Here is a 21,227-nt window from a genome sequence, read left to right on the forward strand (position 1 = left end):
CTTCCAGTTCATCGATGTCGGGCGCAAAGATCCGAAGAAGAAACTGTTGCGTCAACGAAAGAAAGAGTTCGTCGAAATCTAAGAACCGTTCAAACCCCAGCAGTCGGCCGATAAGGCCCACCGCTGCCTGGGTTGCGGCAACCCGTATTGCGAATGGAAGTGCCCGGTGCACAACTTCATTCCGAACTGGCTGAAGCTGGTGGCCGAAGGCAACATCCTTCAGGCCGCCGAGCTGTCGCACCAGACCAACACCTTGCCGGAAGTCTGCGGCCGCGTGTGCCCGCAGGATCGTCTGTGCGAGGGTGCCTGCACCCTTAACGATGGTTTCGGCGCGGTGACCATCGGTTCGGTCGAGAAATACATCACCGACACCGCATTCGCCATGGGCTGGCGCCCGGACATGTCCAAAGTCAAACCGACCGGCAAACGTGTTGCGATCATCGGCGCGGGCCCGGCGGGCCTGGGTTGTGCCGACGTGCTGGTGCGTGGCGGCGTGACTCCGGTGGTGTTCGACAAGAACCCGGAAATCGGCGGTCTGCTGACCTTCGGTATCCCCGAGTTCAAGCTGGAAAAGACCGTGCTGAGCAATCGTCGCGAAGTTTTCACCGGCATGGGCATCGAGTTCCGTTTGAACACCGAAGTCGGCAAAGACGTGACCATGGAACAACTGCTCGCCGAGTACGATGCGGTGTTCATGGGCATGGGCACTTACACCTACATGAAGGGCGGTTTTGCCGGTGAGGATCTGCCGGGCGTTTATGACGCGCTGGACTTCCTGATCGCCAACGTCAACCGCAACCTTGGCTTTGAAAAGTCGCCGGAAGATTTCGTCGACATGAAAGGCAAGAAGGTTGTGGTCCTCGGCGGCGGCGACACGGCGATGGACTGCAACCGTACCTCGATACGTCAGGGCGCCAAGTCGGTGACCTGCGCTTATCGTCGTGACGAAGCGAACATGCCCGGCTCGCGCAAAGAGGTGAAGAACGCCAAGGAAGAAGGCGTGAAATTCCTCTACAACCGCCAGCCGATCGCGATCGTCGGTGAAGACAAGGTCGAAGGCGTCAAAGTGGTCGAGACCCGTCTCGGCGAACCGGACGCCCGTGGCCGTCGCAGCCCTGAGCCGATCCCGGGTTCCGAAGAGATCATCCCGGCCGACGCCGTGGTCATCGCGTTCGGTTTCCGCCCGAGCCCGGCGCCGTGGTTCGAGCAGTTCGAGATCCAGACCGACAGCCAGGGCCGCGTTGTCGCGCCTGAGCAAGGTCAGTACAAGCACCAGACCAGCAACCCGAAAATCTTTGCCGGTGGCGACATGGTGCGCGGTTCCGACCTGGTGGTAACGGCGATCTTCGAAGGCCGCAACGCCGCCGAAGGGATCCTTGATTACCTGGGCGTCTGATCCCGTCTAGCTGACTGCAATGCAATACCTGTGGGAGCTGGCTTGCCAGCGATAGCATCACCTCGGTTAATCTGGCACACCGAGGCGTCCGCATCGCTGGCAAGCCAGCTCCCACAGTGTTTTGTGGTGTTGCAAAATCTGCATTCCAACGTAATAAATTGACCCGATAGACAAAAGGCTGACCTGCATCCGTGCCTTTTGCGTCGCGCTCTGAGAAAATGCCCGCACTTTTTTTCCGGATGCCGACATGACTGCCCTGAAGAACGACCGTTTCCTCCGCGCCCTGCTCAAGCAACCCGTTGACGTCACCCCGGTGTGGATGATGCGCCAGGCCGGCCGCTACCTGCCGGAATACCGCGCCAGCCGCGCCCAGGCCGGTGATTTCATGAGCCTGTGCATGAATCCGGAATTCGCCTGCGAAGTCACCATGCAACCGCTCGACCGCTATCCACAACTGGACGCGGCGATCCTGTTTTCCGACATCCTCACCATCCCCGATGCCATGGGCCAAGGCCTGTACTTCGAGACCGGTGAAGGTCCGCGTTTCAAGAAAGTCGTCAGCACGATGGCTGATATCGAAGCCCTGCCGATCCCTGATCCGCACAAAGACCTTGGCTACGTCATGGACGCGGTCAGCACCATCCGTCGCGAGCTGAACGGTCGTGTGCCGTTGATCGGCTTCTCCGGCAGCCCCTGGACCCTGGCGACCTACATGGTTGAAGGCGGCTCGTCGAAAGACTTCCGCAAGACCAAAGCCATGCTCTATGACAACCCGCAAGCCATGCACCTGCTGCTGGATAAACTGGCGCAGTCGGTGACCTCGTACCTCAACGGCCAGATCATGGCCGGCGCGCAAGCGGTGCAGATCTTCGATACCTGGGGCGGCAACCTGTCGGCGGCGGCATACCAGGAATTCTCGCTGGCCTACATGAAGAAAATCGTCAGCGGCCTGATCCGCGAGCACGACGGTCGCAAAGTGCCGGTGATCCTCTTCACCAAAAATGGCGGCCTGTGGCTGGAAAGCATCGCCGAGGCTGGCGCTGACGCACTGGGTCTGGACTGGACCTGCGACATCGGCAACGCCCGCGCCCGTGTCGGCGACAAGGTTGCGCTGCAAGGCAACATGGACCCAACCGTGTTGTACGCCAAACCGGAAGCGATCCGCACGGAAGTCGGGCGCATTCTGGCCAGCTACGGCAAGGGCAGCGGCCACGTGTTCAACCTCGGCCATGGCATCACGCCTGAGGTTGATCCGGAGCACGCCGGTGCGTTCCTGCGCGCGGTGCATGAACTGTCGGCGCAGTATCACGAGTGATCGCCACACAGCTCTAAATAACAGAAAACAAAACGCCCGGCTTATGCCGGGCGTTTTTTCAAGATCAAAAGATCGCAGCCTTCGGCAGCTCCAACATGGGATTAATGTAGGAGCTGCCGAAGGCTGCGATCTTTTGCTTTCAGGCTTTGACACCACCGAGAGGCGGCAACTTCGCCAGCTTCAACGCCACCAGCAGCGCGATCAGCAACAACGAACCGATAAACAAACCAATCCCGTTCCACCCGCCGAGATGCCAGAACACCCCGCCCGCCGTCCCGGCGATGCTCGACCCTGCGTAATAGCTGAACAGATACAACGACGACGCCTGCCCCTTGGCCTTGGTCGCGCGTCGACCGATCCAGCTACTCGCCACTGAATGCGCGCCAAAGAAGCCAAAGGTGAAAATCAACATGCCGACAATCACCAGCAGCAAAGGCGTAAACATCGTTAAAGCCAAGCCGGCAAACATCAACGCAATGGTTGCCCACAGCACTTTGCGTCGGCCCAGTTTGTCCGCCAGCGAACCGATCTTCGCCGAGCTATAGATCCCCGACAGGTACACCACCGACAGCAAGCCCACGAACACCTGATCGAGGTTGTACGGCGCCGCCAGCAAGCGATAGCCGATGTAGTTGAACAGCGTGACGAACGCGCCCATCAGCACGAATGCCTCAAGAAACAACAACGGCAGACCAGCATCGCGAAAGTGCATGGTGAAACCGTCGAGCAGGCTGCGCGGGTGCAGTGAACGCGATCGGAAGTTGCGTGACTCCGGGAGGATCTTCCAGAACACCGCTGCGGCGATCATCGCCAGACCACCGATCACCAGCATTGCGGTGTGCCAACTGACGAAGTCGATCAACACACCGGTGATCAATCGCCCGCTCATCCCGCCAATCGCGTTGCCGCCGATGTACAGACCCATCGCCAAACCGATGTGCTGTGGATGAATCTCCTCACTCAGGTAGGTCATTGCCACCGCTGCCAGCCCACTCAACGACAGGCCGATCAACGCCCGCATGATCAGCACGCCGTGCCAGCTCGGCATCATCGCGCTGGCCATGGTGCACAGCGCCGCCGCAAACAACGCCGCGACCATCACCGGTTTGCGCCCGACCCGATCGGAAATCGGCCCGGTGATCAGCAGGCCGATGGCGAGCATGCCGGTGGCCACCGAGAGGATCAGGCTGCTTTGCGCCGCGTTGATTCCGTACTCGTGGGACAACAGCGGCATCATCGGCTGCACGCAATAGAGCAGGGCGAACGTCGCGAAGCCGCCGCTGAATAGCGCCAGCACCGTGCGCATGAACATCGGCGTGCCTTTTTCGATGTAGATCTCTTGTAGCTCGGCGACGACATCGTCGGCTGCAGCAGGCGGGACTTCATGGGCAAGGGGCGCAACAGCAGTTTTCACGTCAGACCTCGGAGGGTACAGCCAGGCAGGCAATGAAAAAATCATATAGCTGGCTAATGTTTCTATCCAATATATTGTTCGACCTGTTTGATAGCTTTAACGACCTAATGGAGTTTTCATGGAATTGCGTCATCTGCGCTACTTCATCGCCGTCGCTGAAGAACTGCATTTCGGCCGTGCCGCGCAGGTGCTGGGCATCTCGCAGCCGCCGCTGAGCCAACAGATTCAGGCGCTGGAGCAAGAGGTTGGCGCGCGGCTTTTCGAGCGGACCAATCGTCGGGTCGAACTGAGTGAGGCGGGGCGATTGTTTCTGGAAGAGGCGCGCTTGGTGCTGGCTCAGGTCGACAAAGCTGCGGATGTTGCCCGGCGTGCGCAATTGGGTGAACTGGGCGAGTTGAAAATTGGCTTTACCTCTTCGGCACCGTTCAACTCGACGATTCCCCAAGCGATCTTTGCCTTTCGCCAGCGCTTTCCGGCGGTGCATCTCAACCTTCGCGAGATGAGCAGTACGCAAGTTGCCGAAGGCCTGGTGGATGAGTCGATCGAGGTGGGCATCATGCGTCCGCTGGGTTTGCCGGATTCGTTGAGTGTGGTGGAGTTGATGCGCGAACCGTTGGTCGCCGTGCTCGGTTCCAAGCATCCACTGGCGCAGGGGTCGGAGGAGGGCTTGTTCCTCTCGGCGCTGGCGCTGGAGCCGTTCGTGTTCTTTCCGCGCAGTTACGGCAGCGGGCTGTATGCGCAATTGCTGAGTCTGGCCCGTGATGCCGGGTTCAGCCCGCACTTTGCGCAAGAGGCGGGGGAGGCGATGACCATCATCGGTCTGGTCGCAGCGGGGTTGGGGGTTTCGGTGCTGCCAGCGTCTTATCAGCGGATGCGCATCGACGGCGTGGTCTACCGACCGTTGCTCGATCCGGAAGCGGTGTCTGCGGTGTGGCTGGTGCAGCGCAAGGATCAGAAATCGCCGATGGCCAAGGCGTTTGTCGACCTTCTTACGCGCAAGGTCGAGTCTGCTTAAAAGATCGCAGGCTTCGGCAGCTCCTAGAGGGAGACCCGAATTCCATAGTAGGAGCTGCCGAAGGCTGCGATCTTTTGATCTTGCCGTTAGGGCAACCGCACCAAATCCCCCTTCAACGCCACCCGCGTCACAAAGATCCCCGCCCTGCATTCATACGTATTCAAATCCTTGCGCACATGCTGGTCGTAGTAACTGACGATATTGACCACCGCATTCGCCCCGACCCGCTTGGCATCGGCCTGCAATTTGATCAGATTTGACTGCAATACCCACTCGCAGGAATCGTGATCACTCTTGTTGAAACCATTGGTCTTCAAATCACTGACTACCCCGCTGCGCAGCAACTGCTGAGTCCCCTGCGGGCCATTGCCGAGCAGATAGAACTTCACACTGCCATCCAGCCGCCCGGCGCGAATCGCGTCCGACAGCACGGTTTCGAAGGGCATGTACATCAGATTGGTGGCGTGGCTGGCGCTGGGCAGTAGCGCGAAAAGCGCAGCGGCGATCAGGGCTTTCACTTGCATGGTCATCTCCTTGACGGTGAAAGAGAACCGCGAGTGCTCGACCGACCGGGCCCGCCGTTCTGACAGGCGTATTGATGGCCTGCATGAGCGAGTGTAGATGCTGTGCGGCGAGTGTTCAGCTTGTGCAGCCGTGTTCACCACATTTGCGGTTACGAACTGTTTTAGCGAGTGTTTGTTTTCTTGCGCAGAATCGATTTCTTTAAGTGAGTGCCATGGATGCCACTTCGATACCAGCCCAAGGAAGGTAGTGTTTTGATCTGCGATTTCAGAGGTTATGAAGTACCTGAAATGGTCAAGGTCAGGCCCGTTGTCGTAATACGCAAACACAGAACCAACAGTATGTTGGTGACGGTCGTGCCGCTGAGTACTACTGCGCCGGATTGCTTACTTGATCACCATTACGAACTCTCCAGCCATCTTCAAGGCGCCAGCCCGATCTGTTGGGCGAAGTGCGATATGGTGGCCACTGTCAGCCTTTCCCGACTGGACCGAATCAAAAGCAGAGATCGTGAAGGAAAGCGCGTCTATCTGATCTCACACCTTGAAACAGAAGAGTTCTGCGCCGTTAAAGCCGCAGTCAGGCGGGCGCTTGGGCTGTAATGGCTGCAAAAGTGGCGCAGTGAGGCCAAACGCCAGCCGTTGTCCGGATTGATGATTCGGGCAATACTGCGAGCGTTCCCGCAAGGGGCTTGTGAGACTCTAAGGATCCTGGGTGACCAGCCATCGTAGAGCCAGACAGGTAATCGGTGATGACAAGCCAACCTGTTTGTGAAAGGGCGCCGAATGGCGCCCTTTGTCGTTTCTACAATCCCATCAATCCACGTGCGCCAAATCCCCGCGCAACGCTACGCTCGACACCACCAGCCCGGCACGGCACTGGAATTTCTCAGTGTCTTTGTACAGATCGCGCTGGTCGACGCTGGCGATGTTGATCACCGCGTTGGCATCGGCTTTTTTCGCGGCGTTCTGCAAGGTTGCCAGAGCCGATTGCAGGGCCCAGAAGCAGGCGTCTTCGTCGGACTTGTTCGAGCCGTTGGTCTTGCGGCTACTGCTCACGGTGTCGAGTTTGCGCACCTGTTTCGGCAAAGCTTCGCCGGCCAGATAGAACTTCACGCTGCCGTCGAGCAGGCCGGCGTCGGTGGCGCGTTTGACGCCTTCGCGGAAGCTCAGGTAAGTCGGCTCGTCGGCGCCCTGTTTGACGATGCCCAGGTCGTTGACGAACTCGATGTCCGGGTTGATCGACAGTTCTTTGAGGACGTTGTCGCGCAGGCGGTTGACCCAGCGGTTGTAGTTACCGTGGATCTTGCCGTCCTTGGCGTCGAGGCCGTAGCTGCTGCGGTAGTCGATTTCGAACGAGGTCGGGGTGAACGGAATATCGACTTCGGCGTGATGGCGACCGCGCACGGTGATCGCCGCTTTGATCATGCCCGGACGTACCGATTGCACCACCCATTGGCGGTCGTTGAGCGCGGTGACGATGGCACGGCTCATCTGTTGCTGGGTGAAGCCGAGGTTGGGCGAGAACTCTTCCTTGGCGTTGTAAACCGGTTTGCTGGTGCAGCCGCCGAGCACAAAAAACAGTGCCAACAGAGCGGCGATGCGGTGAAACTGAGTCATTCCCTTCACTCCAAAGGTGTTGCGGTCAGTGCCAGCGGCGGAAAATCAACGAGGTGTTGACGCCACCAAAAGCGAAATTGTTGTTCATCACGTAGTCGTGATGCATCTGGCGGAATTCGCCGCGCAGGTAATCGAGTTTGCCGCAGTGCGGATCGACCTCGTCGAGGTTGAACGTGTGCACGTACAGGTCGCGGTTCATCATCTCGATGCTGAACCACGACTCCAGCGCGCCGCAGGCGCCGAGGGTGTGGCCGAGAAAGCTCTTCTGCGAGCTGATCGGCATGCGTTCGCCGAACAAACTGCTGGTTGCCAGTGTTTCGGCAATGTCGCCCTGTTCTGTAGCGGTGCCGTGACCATTTACGTAACCGATGGCGTCCGGCGTCAGGTCGGCGTCTTCCAGCGCCAGTTCCATGGCGCGGCGCATGGTCAGTTGTTCCGGGCGCGTGGTGTGCTGGCCGTCGGCGTTGCTGCCGAAGCCGACGATCTCGGCGTGGATATGCGCACCGCGGGCGAGGGCGTGTTCCAGCTCTTCGAGCACCAGCATGCCGCCACCTTCACCGATCACCAGACCATCGCGGCCCTTGTCGTACGGACGTGGGCTGGTTTGCGGCGCATCGTTTTTCAAACTGGTGGCATAGAGCGCGTCGAAGACCATGGCTTCGGTCGGGCACAGCTCTTCGGCGCCGCCGGCGAGCATCAAAGGCAGGCGGCCGAACTTGATCGCCTCGTAGGCGTAACCGATGCCCTGACTGCCGCTGGTGCAGGCGCTCGACGTCGGGATCAGCCGTCCGGTCAGGCCAAAGAAGATGCTGATGTTGGCGGCGGTGGTGTGCGGCATCATCCGCACGTAAGAGTTGGCGTTGAGGCCTTCGGCCACGGAGTTGAGCAGCATGTTGCCGAACGCTTTGATCTCATCGGTGCTGCCAGTGGACGAGCCGCATGCGACGCCCATCCGCCCATCCTTGATCGATTCGTCACCGAGCAAACCAGCGTCAGCCAGGGCGTTTTCTGCCGCACGAACCGCCAGCCGCGACACCCGGCCCATGCTGCGCAATTGCTTGCGGGTCCAGTGCGCAGGCACGGCAAAGTCATCGATCGGCCCGGCCAGGCGGGTGTTGAGTTCGCTGAAACGATCCCACTCGTCCATCCGGCGGATGCCGCTGCGATTGGCTGCAAAGTTACCGGCGATGGTCTCCCAGTCGCTGCCCAGCGAGGTAATGCCGGCCATGCCGGTGACGACGACGCGCTTCATCAGCACAAGCCTCCGTTGACCGCCAGGACCTGGCGGGTGATGTACGAGGCTTCCGCCGACATCAGGAAATTCACCGCACTGGCCACCTCTTCCGGGGTGCCCATGCGTTGCGCTGGGATCATTTTCATCAGTTCTTCCACCGGCACGTTTTCATCGAGCATCGCCGTGTCGATCAGGCCCGGGGCAACGCAGTTAACGGTGATTTTGCGCTTGCCCAGCTCGATCGCCAACGCCTTTGCCGCGCCGATCACGCCGGCCTTGGAAGCGCTGTAATTGACTTGGCCACGGTTGCCGATCAACCCCGACACGGACGTGATGCAGACAATGCGACCGGCAGCACGGCGGCGGATCATCGGCATCATCACCGGGTGCAGAACGTTGTAGAAACCGTCGAGGTTGGTGCGCAACACCACGTCCCAATCGTCGTCAGTCAGAGCTGGGAACGCGCCGTCGCGGGTCAGCCCGGCGTTCAACACCACGCCGTAATAGGCGCCGTGGGTTTCGACGTCGGCTTCAAGAATGGCTTTGCAGGTTTCGCGGTCGGCGACGTCGAATTGCAGGATGCGCGCCTTGCGCCCCAGTGCTTGGATTTCGGCCTGGACGGCTTTCGCTTCAGTCACGCCGCTGCGGCAATGCAGGACGATGTCATGCCCTGCCTGCGCGAGGCGCAAGGCAATGGCGCGGCCGATACCACGGCTGGAGCCGGTGACCAGTACGGATTCAGTCATCGTTCGACTCCTTTGTCTGTTGCAGATATTGATTGACCTGAGGCGGACGGAACACATTCAGCCGAGCGCTGGCGTGGATGCCATCGCCATTGATATGGCATTCGAACACGCCCATGCCGTTTTCATCTTCCAGCGAGCGCAGACCATGAATGGTCAGTTCGCTGCCGGCGGGGAAGGCGTCGACGTTGCACTCGAACTTGCGCGTGCCGAGCAGAAAACCCAGCTCCACCGGGTTGCCTTTCTGGCGCGCGTGGCAACCGGCAAACGCGGCGACGCTCTGCGCCATCAGTTCGATGCCGATCCAGGCTGGCAGGCTGCCGTCGGGCAAATTGAACAGGCCATCAGGCTTGACCGTGAGGCGGGTGTAAATCTGCTCATCGTCAAAGCTTGAGATGCTGTCGATCAGAATCATGTCGCCCGCATGGGGCAGCAGTTCGGCGAGCGGCCAATCAGTCATGGGGCGTCTCCGATAATCAGGCTGACGTTGTTGCCGCCAAAGGCAAACGAGTTGCTCATCAGGTAGCGGGGTGCAATGGACGTCAGGCGCGCGCTGGCGGTCACCCAGTTCAGCGGTGGCAGCGCAGGATCGGGCTGAGCGTCCCAGACGTGTGGCGGCAAGGCGTGGGCGGGGTTTTCGGCGCTCAGGCTCAACCAGCAGAACGCCGCTTCCAGCGCACCGGCCGCGCCAAGGGTGTGGCCGGTCATCGGCTTGGTCGATGAACAAGCCACGCCTGCGGGGAACAGCGTGGCAACCGCCAGACTTTCCATGGCATCGTTGTGTTGGGTGGCGGTGCCGTGCAGGTTCAGGTAATTGATCTGCGTTGCTTGCAGGTGCGCGCGGTTCAAGGCTTTCTGCATCGCTTGCAGAGCGCCGCGCCCGGTCGGTTCAGGGGCGGAAATATGATGCGCGTCGGAGCTGGCACCGGCGCCGAGCAAGGCAATAGCCGGGCCGTCACCGGGTTGCTTGCTCATGACGAACAGCACCGCAGCCTCGCCGATGTTGATGCCGCTGCGGTTGGCCGAGAACGGATTGCAGCGTTCGTCGGACATCGCTTCGAGTGACGAGAAACCGTTGAGGGTCAGTTTGCACAGACTGTCGACGCCGCCACACAGCACCGCGTCGCACAGGCCCAGATCGAGCAAACGCTGAGCGCTCATCAGTGCCCGGGCACTGGAGGTGCACGCCGTGGAAATCACATAGGCCGGGCCGCTCAGTTGCAGCCAGTCGGCGAGGAAGTTGGCCGGCGCGCCGAGTTCCTGCTGACGGTAATCATATTCGGCCGGGAACTGTTGCTCGCGAATATAGTGCGCCAGGCCACGGCTGGCCTCGTCGATGCCCGAGGTGCTGGTGCCGAGGACCACGCCGATGCGGTCGCGGCCAAAGGTCCGGATCGCTTGATCGATGTCATCGCGAACCTGCAACGCCGCCTCCAGCAACAGCTGATTATTGCGGCTGCGCTGATCGGCGAGCGCTGCCGGGATCGGCGTCAGTTCGCCCTGGACGGCGGCCACCGGCAACTCACGTTCCGCCACCCAGCCGGACTCGCGGCGCATGCCCGAGCCGTCGCCGGCGAACAGGTTGCGCGCGACTTCGGACTTGTCGCGGCCCAGCGCGCAAATTACGCCGAGGGCATTCAGGTAAGCGGTCATGGCGTCGGTTCACCCAGCGGAGAAACGCGATAGTGCGGGCCTTGAGGCAGATTCAATTCGAAGCTCAACGGTTGTGAATAACGGATATCCCAGCGCGCTGACAGAGAGCGTTGCTGACCCTGTTGCTGAGCGTCGGGGTAATTGCGCAGCAGCTCGTCGGACGGCGTCAGAGCGAACAACAGCGCAGCAAACAATTCCCGGGCTTCCGGGTTCGGCGGCAGCAGACCATCGGCCTGCCAGTGGCCGTCGATCAGTTGCTGACGCGCCTGAGGAATGCCCAGCGGATCCATCATCGACCAGCGAATGCCGGGCTCTTCGCGCTGGATCACCAGTAGCCAGTCCTGGCGTTGCCCGGTTTGCTGGCGTTCGATGTGCAGTTGCAGCGGCAGCGGCAACGTCGGGTTGCTCGCAGGCAGCGGGGCCTGGCTGGCGCATCCACTCAGGAGGACAAATACCACCAACATTAGCCACGCCACAAACCTTGTGGGAGCTGGCTTGCCAGCGATGGTGCCGGCACATCGAGCATTTTTGTTGACTGACACACCGCTATCGCTGGCAAGCCAGCTCCCACAGGGTTTCGGGTGTGCAGGTCGATAGTTGTGCATCAGAAAGTACCTTGCAGCGGCTTGCGCGCTACCACGTTGACCAGCGTTTCCTCACGCTGCCCAAACGGCTTCGGCTTACGCACCCCAAACCGCTCCAGCAAACCAAAATCCTTCGACCGGCTCCACCACAGATACGGGTACGAGACATTGCGTTCGGCAAACTCAAACCCCTGCCCGCGAATCATCTCCAGGTACTGCGCCGCACTCTTTTGCACATGCATCGGATGACGGAACAACCAGCGAATCACCCACGTATCAATGTAAGCCTCGGTGGACTCGGCGAACAGCAGGTAGCCCCCCGGTTTCAGCACCCGGTAAAACTCGGCCAAGGCCTTTTCCTGCTCGACCAGATGATGAAAGGTCTGGTGGCAGAACAGCAGATCAACGCTGGCGTCCGGCACATTGAGCGTCGCGCAATCGCTGCCGATCAGTTCCACGCTCAGATTCAGGCGCGCCGCTTCTTCGCCACTCAATTCAAGGCTGTGCGGGTCGGCATCAACGCCGATCAAACGCTGTGGCGCAAAGGTCTGGCGCAGATGGCCGAAGGACTTGCCCTGACCGCAACCGGCATCCAGCAAAACAGGATGATCCGGCAGCGCTTCACTGAACAGCCCGCGCAAGTCATTGATCGCGACACGCAACACATGGTGCTGCCAGGTGTGGCTGCGCAGGAACCAGAAACCAAAGCGGGTTTCCTCGACGTAGCTGTCGCTCAAGTAATTCATGTGGCGTCCTTTGCACAAAGTTCGGAAATCATCTTCAAGCGGCGGCGTGCTTCGCTGACGAACGGGTTGCGCTCATCCCAGGCATAACCGGCGAGGATCGAGCAGATCATCCGACGGATTTCCGCCTGACTGTCTTCATAAAAAATCACGTCTTGAAAAGTGCCGGCATACCAGCCCTCGACGTAGCAGCGGAAGGTGTCGACGCCGCGCTTGAGCGGCTCGGCAAATTCGCTTTGCCAGTCGACCGTTTCACCTCGCAACTGACGGTGCAGCACGGCGGCGGCCATGCTTGCCGAGCGCATGGCGATGGTCACGCCGGAGGAGAACACCGGGTCAAGAAATTCCGCCGCGTTGCCGAGCAAGGCGAAGCCCGCCCCGTGCAGGGTTTTCACATTGGCGGCGTAACCGCCGAGTGTGCGCGCCGGAGTGTCCCACACAGCGTTGTTGAGTACGCCAGCAAGGCTCGGGGTTTCGGCGATGAAACTGCGCAGGCAGGCATCCAGATCGCTGTCGCGGCCGTTGAAATGCTCTTGCGCCGCGACCACGCCCACCGAGCAGCGGCCGTTGCTGAACGGGATCGTCCAGAACCAGATATCGCGATGTTCCGGATGCGTGGTGACGAGAATTTTTTCGCGGTCGAATGCCGGGTTGTCGATGTGATCTTCGACGTGGGTGAACACCGCCTGACGCACTGGGAAGTTCGACGGCGCTTCCAGATCCAGCAGCCGCGACAACACACGGCCGTAGCCGCTGGCATCGAGGACGAAATCCGCTTCGAGACGGTATTCACTGCCGTCTTCGCGGCGCACATCCAGCTGCGGTTTCGCCCGGTCGAAATCGACGCTGACGATGGCATCGCCGTAGCGGATTTCCACGCCTTGCAGCGCCGCTTGATCGGCCAGCAGTTTGTCGAAGTCGGCGCGTTGCACCTGAAACGTGGTCGGCTTGCCGCCGGTAAAGGTGTCAGCGAAGTCGAAGGCGCTGTAACGCTCACCCCAGGCGAATGCGGCGCCGGTCTTGCGCTGGAATCCGGCGGCGTTGACGGCGTCGAGCATGCCGGCCTCTTCGACGAAATCCAGGCAATGGCTGAGCAGGCTTTCGCCGATCGAAAAGCGTGGGAAGTGCTGGCGCTCGATCACCAGCACATCGTGGCCCTTGCGCTTGAGCAGCGCAGCGGCGATGGCGCCGGACGGGCCGGCACCGATGACCACGACCTGACGGGATTCCATTTCAACGATTGGCACGTGAACTCCGGGGCAGGTGGGATTGGATATCCCGCGGTGCGCGATGCAGGCCGATGAGGGCCGGTAGTAGCGTCGCGATCAGGCCCATCAGCATCAGCGCGAAGTACAGCGCCGGTGTGATGAGTTGTTGTTGCAACAGCAAATTGAGAAAGACGATTTCGCTCAGGCCGCGAATGTTCAGCAGCACGCTTTCGCGCCAACGGCTGGCGCCTTCGAACGAAGCGCCAGCCCAGCCGAGGCCGAGCCAGTTGCCAAGCAATTTACTGGCAATCGGCAACAGCAGCAGCGCCGCCCATTGCACCGCGCCGAGGCTGGCGAGGGCACTGTGCATGTCGATTTGCACAATGCCGAAGGTGAGAATCAGCGGTATCGCCAGCCATGTCTGCAAGCGGTTCATCCAGCGCGCCGGCAACGGCAGCACCAGCGGCACTTTCAGCGCGGCCATGCACAGCAGATAGCCGATACCGAAGATCAGCGCGTTGAGTTTGTAATGCTCGGCCATCACCAGCAGCGCAAAGAACCCGAGGCTATAGGTCAGCGGGCGGCGCACAGCGAACAGATGCATCAACAACGGCACACACGCCAGGCCCAGCGGCAGCAACAGACTGCTCAGGTGCAGACTGCCTTGAGCGAGGCCGAACAACGTCCAGCAGGTCAGGTCAATGAGGATCGCGGTCTGCACCAGGCGGCGAGCGGCGGCCGGCGGATAATCGATGTGGCGCAGATACAGGTACAGCACCGGGATCGCGGTAATCGCGAACACCAGACCGATGGCCAGTGAGTTGAGCCACGGTTGCGCCGGCAGCAGCCAATAGGCAGCGGCAAGACCACAGGCAAACGGCACGACAAAACTCGGCAGCGCAATTTTCACGCTTTGACGGTCCAGCTTCAGATCGATCACATCACTGAGAATGTGCCCGAGCAGCAGGGCAAAACTCAGGCTGTAGAGGCTTTTCAGCCAGTCTGGCGCGATCAGTTCGGCACCGCTGAGCTGCCAGCCCGGCTCGATCCAGAAATACATCAGCAGCGGCAAGCCGAAGCTCGCCAGCAGCAACTGGCTGACAATCGGGATCAGACCAAAGTGGCGCCCAATACGAGTGGCCACGGCGAACAGCGCCATGGCCAGCAGCCAGAAAGCGACGACCATCATGCCGCTGGCTCCGCGACTGCTGTCGCGTGTTCGTGACGCCCGGCCCACGGCGCCAGCATGAAACTGAACGCCAGACCGAGGCTCACCGACACGCCGAAGTTGCTCACCGCCGGTGTGCTGGACACCGCCAGCAGACCGAACGACAGCCACGTCGTCACAGCGGCCAGCAAGGTGCCGAGCAGGCTCACCGCTGCGCCACCCACTTGCTCACGCATGAGAATCGCGTAATCGACGCTGATCGCCGTCACCAGCAGCAGGCCGAACAGGCTGAACAGGGTCAGCGGCTGACCGAGCCAGCCAAGGCTGGCCAGACTGCACAGGGCGGCGAGCAACGGCAGGGCGACGATGCGCAGCGCACCGCCGAGACCGAACGGCAACATCAGTACCAGCACGATCAACGCACAGGAGGCGAGTTTCAGTTCAGCAGCGCTGATTTGCGTCGCCGCAAAGACGTCATTCAATTCACCAAGGCGATCGACCAACATCACCCCCGGCAAATCCAGCGCCTGCACCCGCAACAGCGCCGGGTTGTTAAAACCTTGCAGGCTGGTCATCGCCGCCACGCCATCTTCGCTCGGGCCGAGCCACAGCATGCGATAAGGCTCGCCAAGTGGACCGGCCAATGCCGCGTCGATGTCTTCGGCGGGCACGGTCTGCAGCTGTTGCAATTCGCTTTGCAGCGCGGCGAGCGGCACGCCGAGGTCGAGCAGTGGCTGCCAGTGTTGCGGCAGTTTGTTCAGCGCCTGGCGCACCTGTTCTTGCTGGTTCGGCGGGCTCACCAGTTGATCGAGGGCCAGATAGCCTTGCAGCTTGTCGAGGTTGACCAACTGCTCCAGACGTTCGCTCAACGCGGCCTGACGTTCGAGCAGTTGCTGCTGATTGTCGGCGCGCACAAGGAAAAACTGGCTGGTGGGCTGATAGCCGGTGATGCGCGCGATGGTCTGCGCTTCATCGGTAAGCCGTTGTGGTGCACCGACCCATTGGCGGATGTCATTCTTGCTTTGCAACTGCACCAGACCGCCCACGCAGAAGGCAATCAGCAGTGCCAGCAACACCGGTGTGCGGACGCGTTCGAGGAGTTTTTCGCGCAACGCGACCATGCGCTCGGCCAGATGCAGCGGCCATTGCGCGGGGCGCAGTTCGACGTTTTTCAGCAGCGCCGGCAACAGGCACACCGCCGACAGATAGGCACCGAGCAACCCGGCGGCCGAGAACACCGCGATTTGCGTCAGCGCCGGGAACGGCGTCCACGCCAGCGCCAGATAACCGATGGCGCTGGTGATCAGGCTCAGGGTCAGCCCGGACAGCGTCAGGCGCAAGGCGGGCCAGCTGCGCCACGGCTTCAGGCTCCAGCTCTTCGACAGATAATGCAGCGGATAATCCACGGCCACGCCGATCAGGCTGGAACCGAGCACCAGCGTCATCACATGCATATGGCCAAACAGCGCCACACACGCCACCGCACCGAACAGCATGCCGACCAGCACCGGCACGAACGCCAGCAACACGCGCCAGCGGCGAAACGCGAGCAACAGCAGCAACAGAATGCCGACGGTGGCGCCACCGCCAACCCAGGTCATTTCACGAGTCGCTTGCTGTTGACCGTTGGCCGCATACAGCAAGCCGCTGGCGGCCAGCAGTTGCACGTCGGATTTCGCGGCCTGTTCGCGACTGTGTTGCAGCAGTGCGGCGACTTGCAGCGGCAGGTTCATATCGAAGGCATTGCCGGTGGTGCGTGCGCGCAGCAGCACCCAACTCTTGCCGTCGGCATCTGCGATCAACGCGCCGCTGCCGATGTCCAGTTGTACCGAGCCGTGCTGCGGCTGGCTGTTCTGAATGCGCCCGGTCAGGCCGAGCCAGTCGTCCTGACTCGGCACCAGACTGAAACCGCTGAACGGGTCGAACAGGGCCTGTACGCGCTGCTGAATGAACACGTCGGGGTGTTCGATCAGCAGTTGCCGATCATCCGCCGAGAGCATCGCCAGTCGACCTTGCAGCAGTTGCGTGCGCAGGGCCGGCAGATCCGCTTGCAGGTTCCACTGCACTTTTTCGAACAGACCGCTGGCTTGCCATTGCTCGCCCAGCGTCTGTGCCATGGCCACGGCTTGCGGGCGATCGGCGTGGCCGACCAGCACCAGCATCTCGCGGTTGAGCGGCTCTTGCATGCGCTGTTCGGCGCGCAGTTCGAGTGCGTCCGGATTAGTGCCGGGCACCAGTTCCATCAGGTTCGCCGACAGCGGCGCACCGTCGCGCCACTGCCAACCGGCCAGTGCGACGACCGCCAGCAGCAGGATCAGAAACAGCCAGGGCAGCCTGCGTTCACTCGGCAAAGTCATGTTGCTCCGCGTCACTCAACGGTTGCCCGGCGGTGCTGTCCTGCATGCGCAGCACGGTGCTGTCGCCCTGGGTTTCCAGCAGCTCGATGGTCTGCACCAGCGCGCCGCCGTCGATGTTGATCTGTTTGAACACTTGCTTGAGCAGCAGCGAACGCGGGGTCAGCGTGAGTTTCCACTGCTGCGCGTCGCCACTCAGCGCCAGTTCGAAGTCGCGTTGCAGGCCACTGCTGTCGCCTTGCAGCACGGCGAGAAACAAGCGATTTTGCTCGGCACCGGCACTCTTGTTCGGCAGCATCTGCCAGCCGTTATCGTCGCGGCGTGCGATGCCCTTGGCGCTGATGCGGTAGTCCTGCTGCAGCGGCGTTTTCAGCAGCCAGAGCAGTCCGTGGTTTTTCGCCAGAACAAAACTGCCCTTGCTGGTCAGCGGCTGGGGCAGGGCGCGCAGGTGTTTTTCCTGGGTGAACTGGCCGTGGATCACGTCCGGTTTCGCCAGTTGTTCGCTCAGTTGTTGCAGGTCGAAAGCATTGGCCAGCGCCGACACCGTCAGCAGCGCCAATGCGCTCAAACTTTTAAAAAAAACATTCATCGCAGCATCCTTTCCACGGCATCGGTGAAGACCTTCGGTGAAGCCAGTTGCATCTCGCGGCTGCTCACTTCGACGGCAACCTGCACCGAGCTGGCGCGGGTCAGGCGTTCGCCGCTGTGCAGGTCGGTGATCAGATAATTGATCTTCAGACGGTTTTCCCACTCGACCAGACTGGCGCGCACATTCAGGCGCTGACCGAACACCGCGCCACGCACGTAGCGCAGTTGCAGGTCGATGATCGGCCAGGCATAACCGGATTCGACCATCTGTGTGTAGTTGTGGCCGATCGTGTCGAGCAGCGCACAGCGCGCGACTTCGAGGTATTTGACGTAATGGCCGTGCCAGACGACATGCATCGTGTCGACGTCGAAGAACGGCACGAGGATTTCCGTGTCGGCGTGAAGCACTCCGGCGCTACGCATGCAGCCTCCAGTGTTGCGCGGCAATGCGTTGCAGGCACAGGCGCAATTCGCCTTCCAGTGCGCGGTCTTCGATGACCGGCGGGAAGTCTTTGGACAACTCTTCGTGCATCGCAGCGAGCGATGGCGGCAGCGGTCGCGCGTCTTCGGCCTGAGCGCGCAGCCACACGCCTTGATTGGCGGCGAGCAGGGTAGCGGCGGCGACCTGTTCGGTCAGCTCCAGCACACGAATCGCATCGCGGGCGGCGATAGTGCCCATGCTGACTTTGTCCTGGTTGTGGCACTCGGTGGAGCGCGAGAAGACGCTGGCCGGCATGGTATTTTTCAGCGCTTCGGCGGTCCAGGCGCTGGTGCCGATCTGCACGGCTTTGAAACCGTGGTTGATCATTGCCCGGTCTGCCGGCGCACCGGAGAGATTGCTCGGCAGACCGTGGTTGTAACGCTCATCGACCAGCAGCGCGAGTTGCCGGTCGAGCAGGTCAGCGACGTTGGCCACCAGGTTTTTCAGGCTGTCCATGGCGAACGCGATATGCCCGCCGTAGAAGTGCCCACCGTGCAAAACGCGCTCGGCTTCGGCGTCGATGATCGGGTTGTCGTTGGCGCTGTTCAGTTCGATTTCGATGAACGAACGCAGCCAGTTCAGGCTGTCGGCCAACACGCCGAGCACGTGCGGCGCGCAGCGCAGCGAGTAGCGATCCTGCAGACGATGCAGCGGCGCGGTCGGCGCGTCGATCGCCAGATCCTTGCGCAACCACGCGGCGACCTGCATTTGCCCCGGATGCGGTTTGGCCGCGAACAGCCGTTCGTCGAAGTGCTCCGGGTTGCCCTGCAACGCGACCACGTTGAGCGCGGTGATGCGCGTGGCCAGTTGCAGCAGATAGTCGGCGCGGGCGAAAGCGAGGCAGGCAAGGCCGGTCATCACCGCGGTGCCGTTCATCAGCGCCAGCGCTTCCTTCGGGCGCAGCACCAGCGGTGTCCAGCCGAGTTCGCGATGCACATCGGCGGCCTGACGGCGTTCGCCACGGAACATCACTTCGCGCTCGCCGGACAGCGTTGCCGCGACGTAAGACAGCGGCGTCAGATCGCCGCTGGCGCCGACTGAACCTTCTTCCGGAATCAGCGGCAGAATGTCGTATTCGAGGAAGGCATGCAGACGCTCCAGCAGCTCCACGCGCACCCCGGACACGCCGTGGCACAACGACTGCAAACGCGCTGCCAGCACCGCGCGGGTGGCTTGCGCGTCGAGCAGTTTGCCCAGCCCGCAACCGTGGAAGGTGTAGAGGTGACGCGGCAACGCTTCAACGTGATGCAGCGGCACCGCGACCACGCAGGAATCACCGTAACCGGTGGTGACGCCGTAGATAACGCCTTCCTTGTCCAGCAGCGAGTCGAGAAACCGCGCGCCTTTGGCGATGCGCTCGCGATAGTCGGCGTCGCTCTGCAACTGCACGGGCGCCTGACGGTTGGCCAGGGCCAGCACGTCTTCGATGCGCAAAGGGCGTTCGCCGAAGGTTACCGGCTCATGGGTTGGCGTCGTCATCGGTCTTCCAGAAAGGGTAAAAGTTGAACCATTGTTGCGGCGCTTCGAGGCAATAGTGACTCAGGCGCTGCGCATAGCGGGTGGCCCACTGATGAATGACCTGCTCGCGCTCGCTGCGCTTCCACACCACGGCGTCGGCGAAGGGCTCGAGAGTCAGGCGATAGTGACCGTCCGGCTGTTTCAGGCACATCAGCAGATTGACCGGGCATTTGAGCAGGCCGGCGAGCAGCCACGGGCCTTGTGGGAACGGCGCCGGATGGCCGAGAAAGTCCACGGTTACGCTGCGCCCGCCATGCAGAGGGACGCGGTCGCCGGCAATCGCCAGCCACTCGCCGCGCTCCAGGCGTTCGTGCAGTTGCAGCATGATCACCGGGTCGAGTTCGCTGACCTGAATCAGGCGCAGATTGGTCGCTCCAGCCTCGCCCAGCAAACGGTTGAATTGCTCGGCGTGCTTGGTGTGTACCAGCACGTTCATGGTGACCTTTTCGCCGATCTCCGCCAGTGCGCGACAGACTTCCAGATTGCCCAGGTGCGCGCCGACCAGCAGTTGTCCGCGACTGCCGCGCAACTGATTGCGCAGCAGGGCCGGGTCGATGATTTCGATCTGTTCGATGCGCAACTTGCCATTCCACACATCGAGCTTGTCGAGCATCGAATCGGCGAACGCCATGAACTGACCGAACACCCGCCAATGAGTGGGGTGTAAATCTTCGCGCTGACTCCACGCCGCCAAACGCTGCTGATATTGCCAGGCGCTGTGTCGCGCGGTGCGGCCAAACAGGAAAAAATACAGGACGATGCCGTACAGCAACGGGCTGAGCAGGCGTCGTCCCAAGACCTTGGCGGCGAACGCGGTGAATTTCATCAGCAGAAAGCTGCCGCGTTCCTCGCGGTCAGCCCAGTGCTTCTTGTCGGTCTCGCTGGTCATGCTCGCCACCGCCGCCAGAGGATCAGCGGAAAGCGCAGCAACATGCCGAGGAACAGCCGCGTGTGCATGCTGGAAATCAGCGCGTTGTCGTGGAACAGACGGAAGTGCGAGACACCGTCCAGCGGGTAGTGCACGCTGGTTTGCAGCCAGCGCATCGGCTGATTGCGCCACGACAGGCGCACGAGAATGTCCGAGTCGAAATCCATGCGTTTGCCGACTTTCGCCGAGTCGATCACCGCCAGCGTCGGGGCCAGTGGATAGACGCGAAAACCGCACATCGAATCGCGGATCTGCAGCGACAGCGTGTTGATCCAGACCATGACGTGGGTCAGGTAACGCGCGTACAAACGGCCTTTCGGCACGCTTTCGTCGAACAGCGGATAACCGCAGATCATCGCTTCGGGGTGGGCGCGGGATTCATTGACGAAACGCGCTACGTCGTGCAAATCGTGCTGACCGTCGGCGTCGACCTGCAGCGCATGGCTGAAACCCAGTAACGAGGCCTCGCGCAGGCCGGTCATCACTGCGCCGCCCTTGCCCTGATTGGCGGTCAGGCGTACCAGATGCACCTTGTCGCGTTCGGCCAGAGTATCGAGCACCTTCGCGCAGGATTGGGTGCTGGCGTCGTCCACCAGAATGCACGGCAAGCCTTGGACGAGCAGGGCGTCGACCACGGTGGTAATCGCGGTTTCGTGGTTGTAAACCGGGATCACTGCGCAGGGGTTATGCATACCGGTTCCCCATTGGAAAACAGCGATCCCTGTAGGAGTGAGCCTGCTCGCG

General features: G+C 61.3%; 20 protein-coding genes and 1 pseudogene. 4 read left to right on the forward strand and 17 right to left on the reverse strand.

Going from position 1 to position 21,227, the window contains the following annotated elements:
- Both ACIF4X_RS20065 and hemE read left to right on the forward strand, forming a co-directional pair.
- Positions 1–1,396, forward strand: a pseudogene (locus tag ACIF4X_RS20065) (FAD-dependent oxidoreductase); the annotation flags it as partial.
- Positions 1,397–1,643: 247 nt separating this feature from the next.
- Positions 1,644–2,711, forward strand: a complete 1,068-nt coding sequence (gene hemE, locus ACIF4X_RS20070; RefSeq protein ID WP_322845625.1) for a uroporphyrinogen decarboxylase — start codon at positions 1,644–1,646, stop codon at positions 2,709–2,711.
- Positions 2,712–2,850: 139 nt separating this feature from the next.
- On the opposite strand, the gene ACIF4X_RS20075 is transcribed toward hemE, so the two are convergent.
- On the reverse strand, positions 2,851–4,125 hold the full coding sequence (locus ACIF4X_RS20075; RefSeq protein ID WP_397483444.1) for an MFS transporter: 1,275 nt from the start codon (positions 4,123–4,125) through the stop codon (positions 2,851–2,853).
- 118 nt (positions 4,126–4,243) lie between these two features.
- Between ACIF4X_RS20075 and ACIF4X_RS20080 the strand changes: the two genes are divergently transcribed.
- Complete coding sequence (locus ACIF4X_RS20080; protein ID WP_116255738.1) at positions 4,244–5,140, forward strand: LysR family transcriptional regulator; 897 nt, start codon at positions 4,244–4,246, stop codon at positions 5,138–5,140.
- A gap of 86 nt (positions 5,141–5,226) precedes the next feature.
- Here ACIF4X_RS20080 and ACIF4X_RS20085 read toward each other — a convergent pair whose 3' ends face one another.
- Positions 5,227–5,664: an excinuclease gene (locus tag ACIF4X_RS20085; RefSeq protein ID WP_320413786.1), complete on the reverse strand. Its 438-nt coding sequence runs from the start codon at positions 5,662–5,664 to the stop codon at positions 5,227–5,229.
- 216 nt (positions 5,665–5,880) lie between these two features.
- Between ACIF4X_RS20085 and ACIF4X_RS20090 the strand changes: the two genes are divergently transcribed.
- On the forward strand, positions 5,881–6,264 hold the full coding sequence (locus tag ACIF4X_RS20090; protein WP_110719514.1) for a type II toxin-antitoxin system PemK/MazF family toxin: 384 nt from the start codon (positions 5,881–5,883) through the stop codon (positions 6,262–6,264).
- A gap of 213 nt (positions 6,265–6,477) precedes the next feature.
- Here ACIF4X_RS20090 and ACIF4X_RS20095 read toward each other — a convergent pair whose 3' ends face one another.
- From ACIF4X_RS20095 to ACIF4X_RS20165, 15 genes are all read right to left on the reverse strand, one after another.
- Positions 6,478–7,281 (reverse strand): hypothetical protein, encoded by an 804-nt coding sequence (locus tag ACIF4X_RS20095; protein WP_397483445.1) that lies wholly within the window; start codon positions 7,279–7,281, stop codon positions 6,478–6,480.
- 25 nt (positions 7,282–7,306) lie between these two features.
- Positions 7,307–8,533: a beta-ketoacyl-ACP synthase gene (locus tag ACIF4X_RS20100; RefSeq protein WP_397483446.1), complete on the reverse strand. Its 1,227-nt coding sequence runs from the start codon at positions 8,531–8,533 to the stop codon at positions 7,307–7,309.
- Complete coding sequence (gene fabG, locus ACIF4X_RS20105) at positions 8,533–9,261, reverse strand: 3-oxoacyl-ACP reductase FabG (protein ID WP_397483447.1); 729 nt, start codon at positions 9,259–9,261, stop codon at positions 8,533–8,535. The genes ACIF4X_RS20100 and fabG overlap by 1 nt, the downstream gene beginning before the upstream one ends.
- Positions 9,254–9,718: a hotdog family protein gene (locus ACIF4X_RS20110; protein ID WP_397483448.1), complete on the reverse strand. Its 465-nt coding sequence runs from the start codon at positions 9,716–9,718 to the stop codon at positions 9,254–9,256. Before ACIF4X_RS20110 ends, fabG begins: the two co-directional genes overlap by 8 nt.
- On the reverse strand, positions 9,715–10,911 hold the full coding sequence (locus ACIF4X_RS20115; protein ID WP_397483449.1) for a beta-ketoacyl-[acyl-carrier-protein] synthase family protein: 1,197 nt from the start codon (positions 10,909–10,911) through the stop codon (positions 9,715–9,717). The genes ACIF4X_RS20110 and ACIF4X_RS20115 overlap by 4 nt, the downstream gene beginning before the upstream one ends.
- The gene (locus ACIF4X_RS20120; protein WP_397483450.1) at positions 10,908–11,375 is read right to left on the reverse strand and encodes a hypothetical protein; all 468 of its coding nucleotides are present in this window, start codon (positions 11,373–11,375) and stop codon (positions 10,908–10,910) included. The genes ACIF4X_RS20115 and ACIF4X_RS20120 overlap by 4 nt, the downstream gene beginning before the upstream one ends.
- 140 nt (positions 11,376–11,515) lie before the next feature.
- Positions 11,516–12,241, reverse strand: coding sequence for a class I SAM-dependent methyltransferase (locus ACIF4X_RS20125; RefSeq protein ID WP_397483451.1), 726 nt, complete (start codon positions 12,239–12,241; stop codon positions 11,516–11,518).
- Positions 12,238–13,485: an NAD(P)/FAD-dependent oxidoreductase gene (locus ACIF4X_RS20130; RefSeq protein ID WP_397483452.1), complete on the reverse strand. Its 1,248-nt coding sequence runs from the start codon at positions 13,483–13,485 to the stop codon at positions 12,238–12,240. The genes ACIF4X_RS20125 and ACIF4X_RS20130 overlap by 4 nt, the downstream gene beginning before the upstream one ends.
- Positions 13,472–14,635, reverse strand: a complete 1,164-nt coding sequence (locus tag ACIF4X_RS20135; protein ID WP_397483453.1) for a sodium:proton antiporter — start codon at positions 14,633–14,635, stop codon at positions 13,472–13,474. The genes ACIF4X_RS20130 and ACIF4X_RS20135 overlap by 14 nt, the downstream gene beginning before the upstream one ends.
- Positions 14,632–16,971, reverse strand: a complete 2,340-nt coding sequence (locus ACIF4X_RS20140) for an MMPL family transporter (protein ID WP_397483454.1) — start codon at positions 16,969–16,971, stop codon at positions 14,632–14,634. The genes ACIF4X_RS20135 and ACIF4X_RS20140 overlap by 4 nt, the downstream gene beginning before the upstream one ends.
- Entirely contained in the window at positions 16,955–17,557 is a 603-nt protein-coding gene (locus tag ACIF4X_RS20145; protein WP_397483455.1) for an outer membrane lipoprotein carrier protein LolA, read from the reverse strand. Before ACIF4X_RS20145 ends, ACIF4X_RS20140 begins: the two co-directional genes overlap by 17 nt.
- Positions 17,554–17,979 carry an acyl-CoA thioesterase gene (locus ACIF4X_RS20150; protein ID WP_397483456.1) on the reverse strand — a complete coding sequence of 142 codons (426 nt, stop codon included), beginning with the start codon at positions 17,977–17,979 and terminating at the stop codon, positions 17,554–17,556. Before ACIF4X_RS20150 ends, ACIF4X_RS20145 begins: the two co-directional genes overlap by 4 nt.
- On the reverse strand, positions 17,972–19,516 hold the full coding sequence (gene hutH / locus ACIF4X_RS20155; RefSeq protein ID WP_397483457.1) for a histidine ammonia-lyase: 1,545 nt from the start codon (positions 19,514–19,516) through the stop codon (positions 17,972–17,974). The genes ACIF4X_RS20150 and hutH overlap by 8 nt, the downstream gene beginning before the upstream one ends.
- Positions 19,497–20,444, reverse strand: coding sequence for a glycosyl transferase (locus ACIF4X_RS20160; protein ID WP_397483458.1), 948 nt, complete (start codon positions 20,442–20,444; stop codon positions 19,497–19,499). The genes hutH and ACIF4X_RS20160 overlap by 20 nt, the downstream gene beginning before the upstream one ends.
- Positions 20,441–21,175 carry a glycosyltransferase family 2 protein gene (locus ACIF4X_RS20165; RefSeq protein ID WP_397483459.1) on the reverse strand — a complete coding sequence of 245 codons (735 nt, stop codon included), beginning with the start codon at positions 21,173–21,175 and terminating at the stop codon, positions 20,441–20,443. The genes ACIF4X_RS20160 and ACIF4X_RS20165 overlap by 4 nt, the downstream gene beginning before the upstream one ends.
- Positions 21,176–21,227: the final 52 nt, after the last annotated feature.

The sequence above is a fragment of the Pseudomonas sp. NPDC085632 genome (genome assembly GCF_044541255.1).
Taxonomy (GTDB): Bacteria; Pseudomonadota; Gammaproteobacteria; order Pseudomonadales; family Pseudomonadaceae; genus Aquipseudomonas.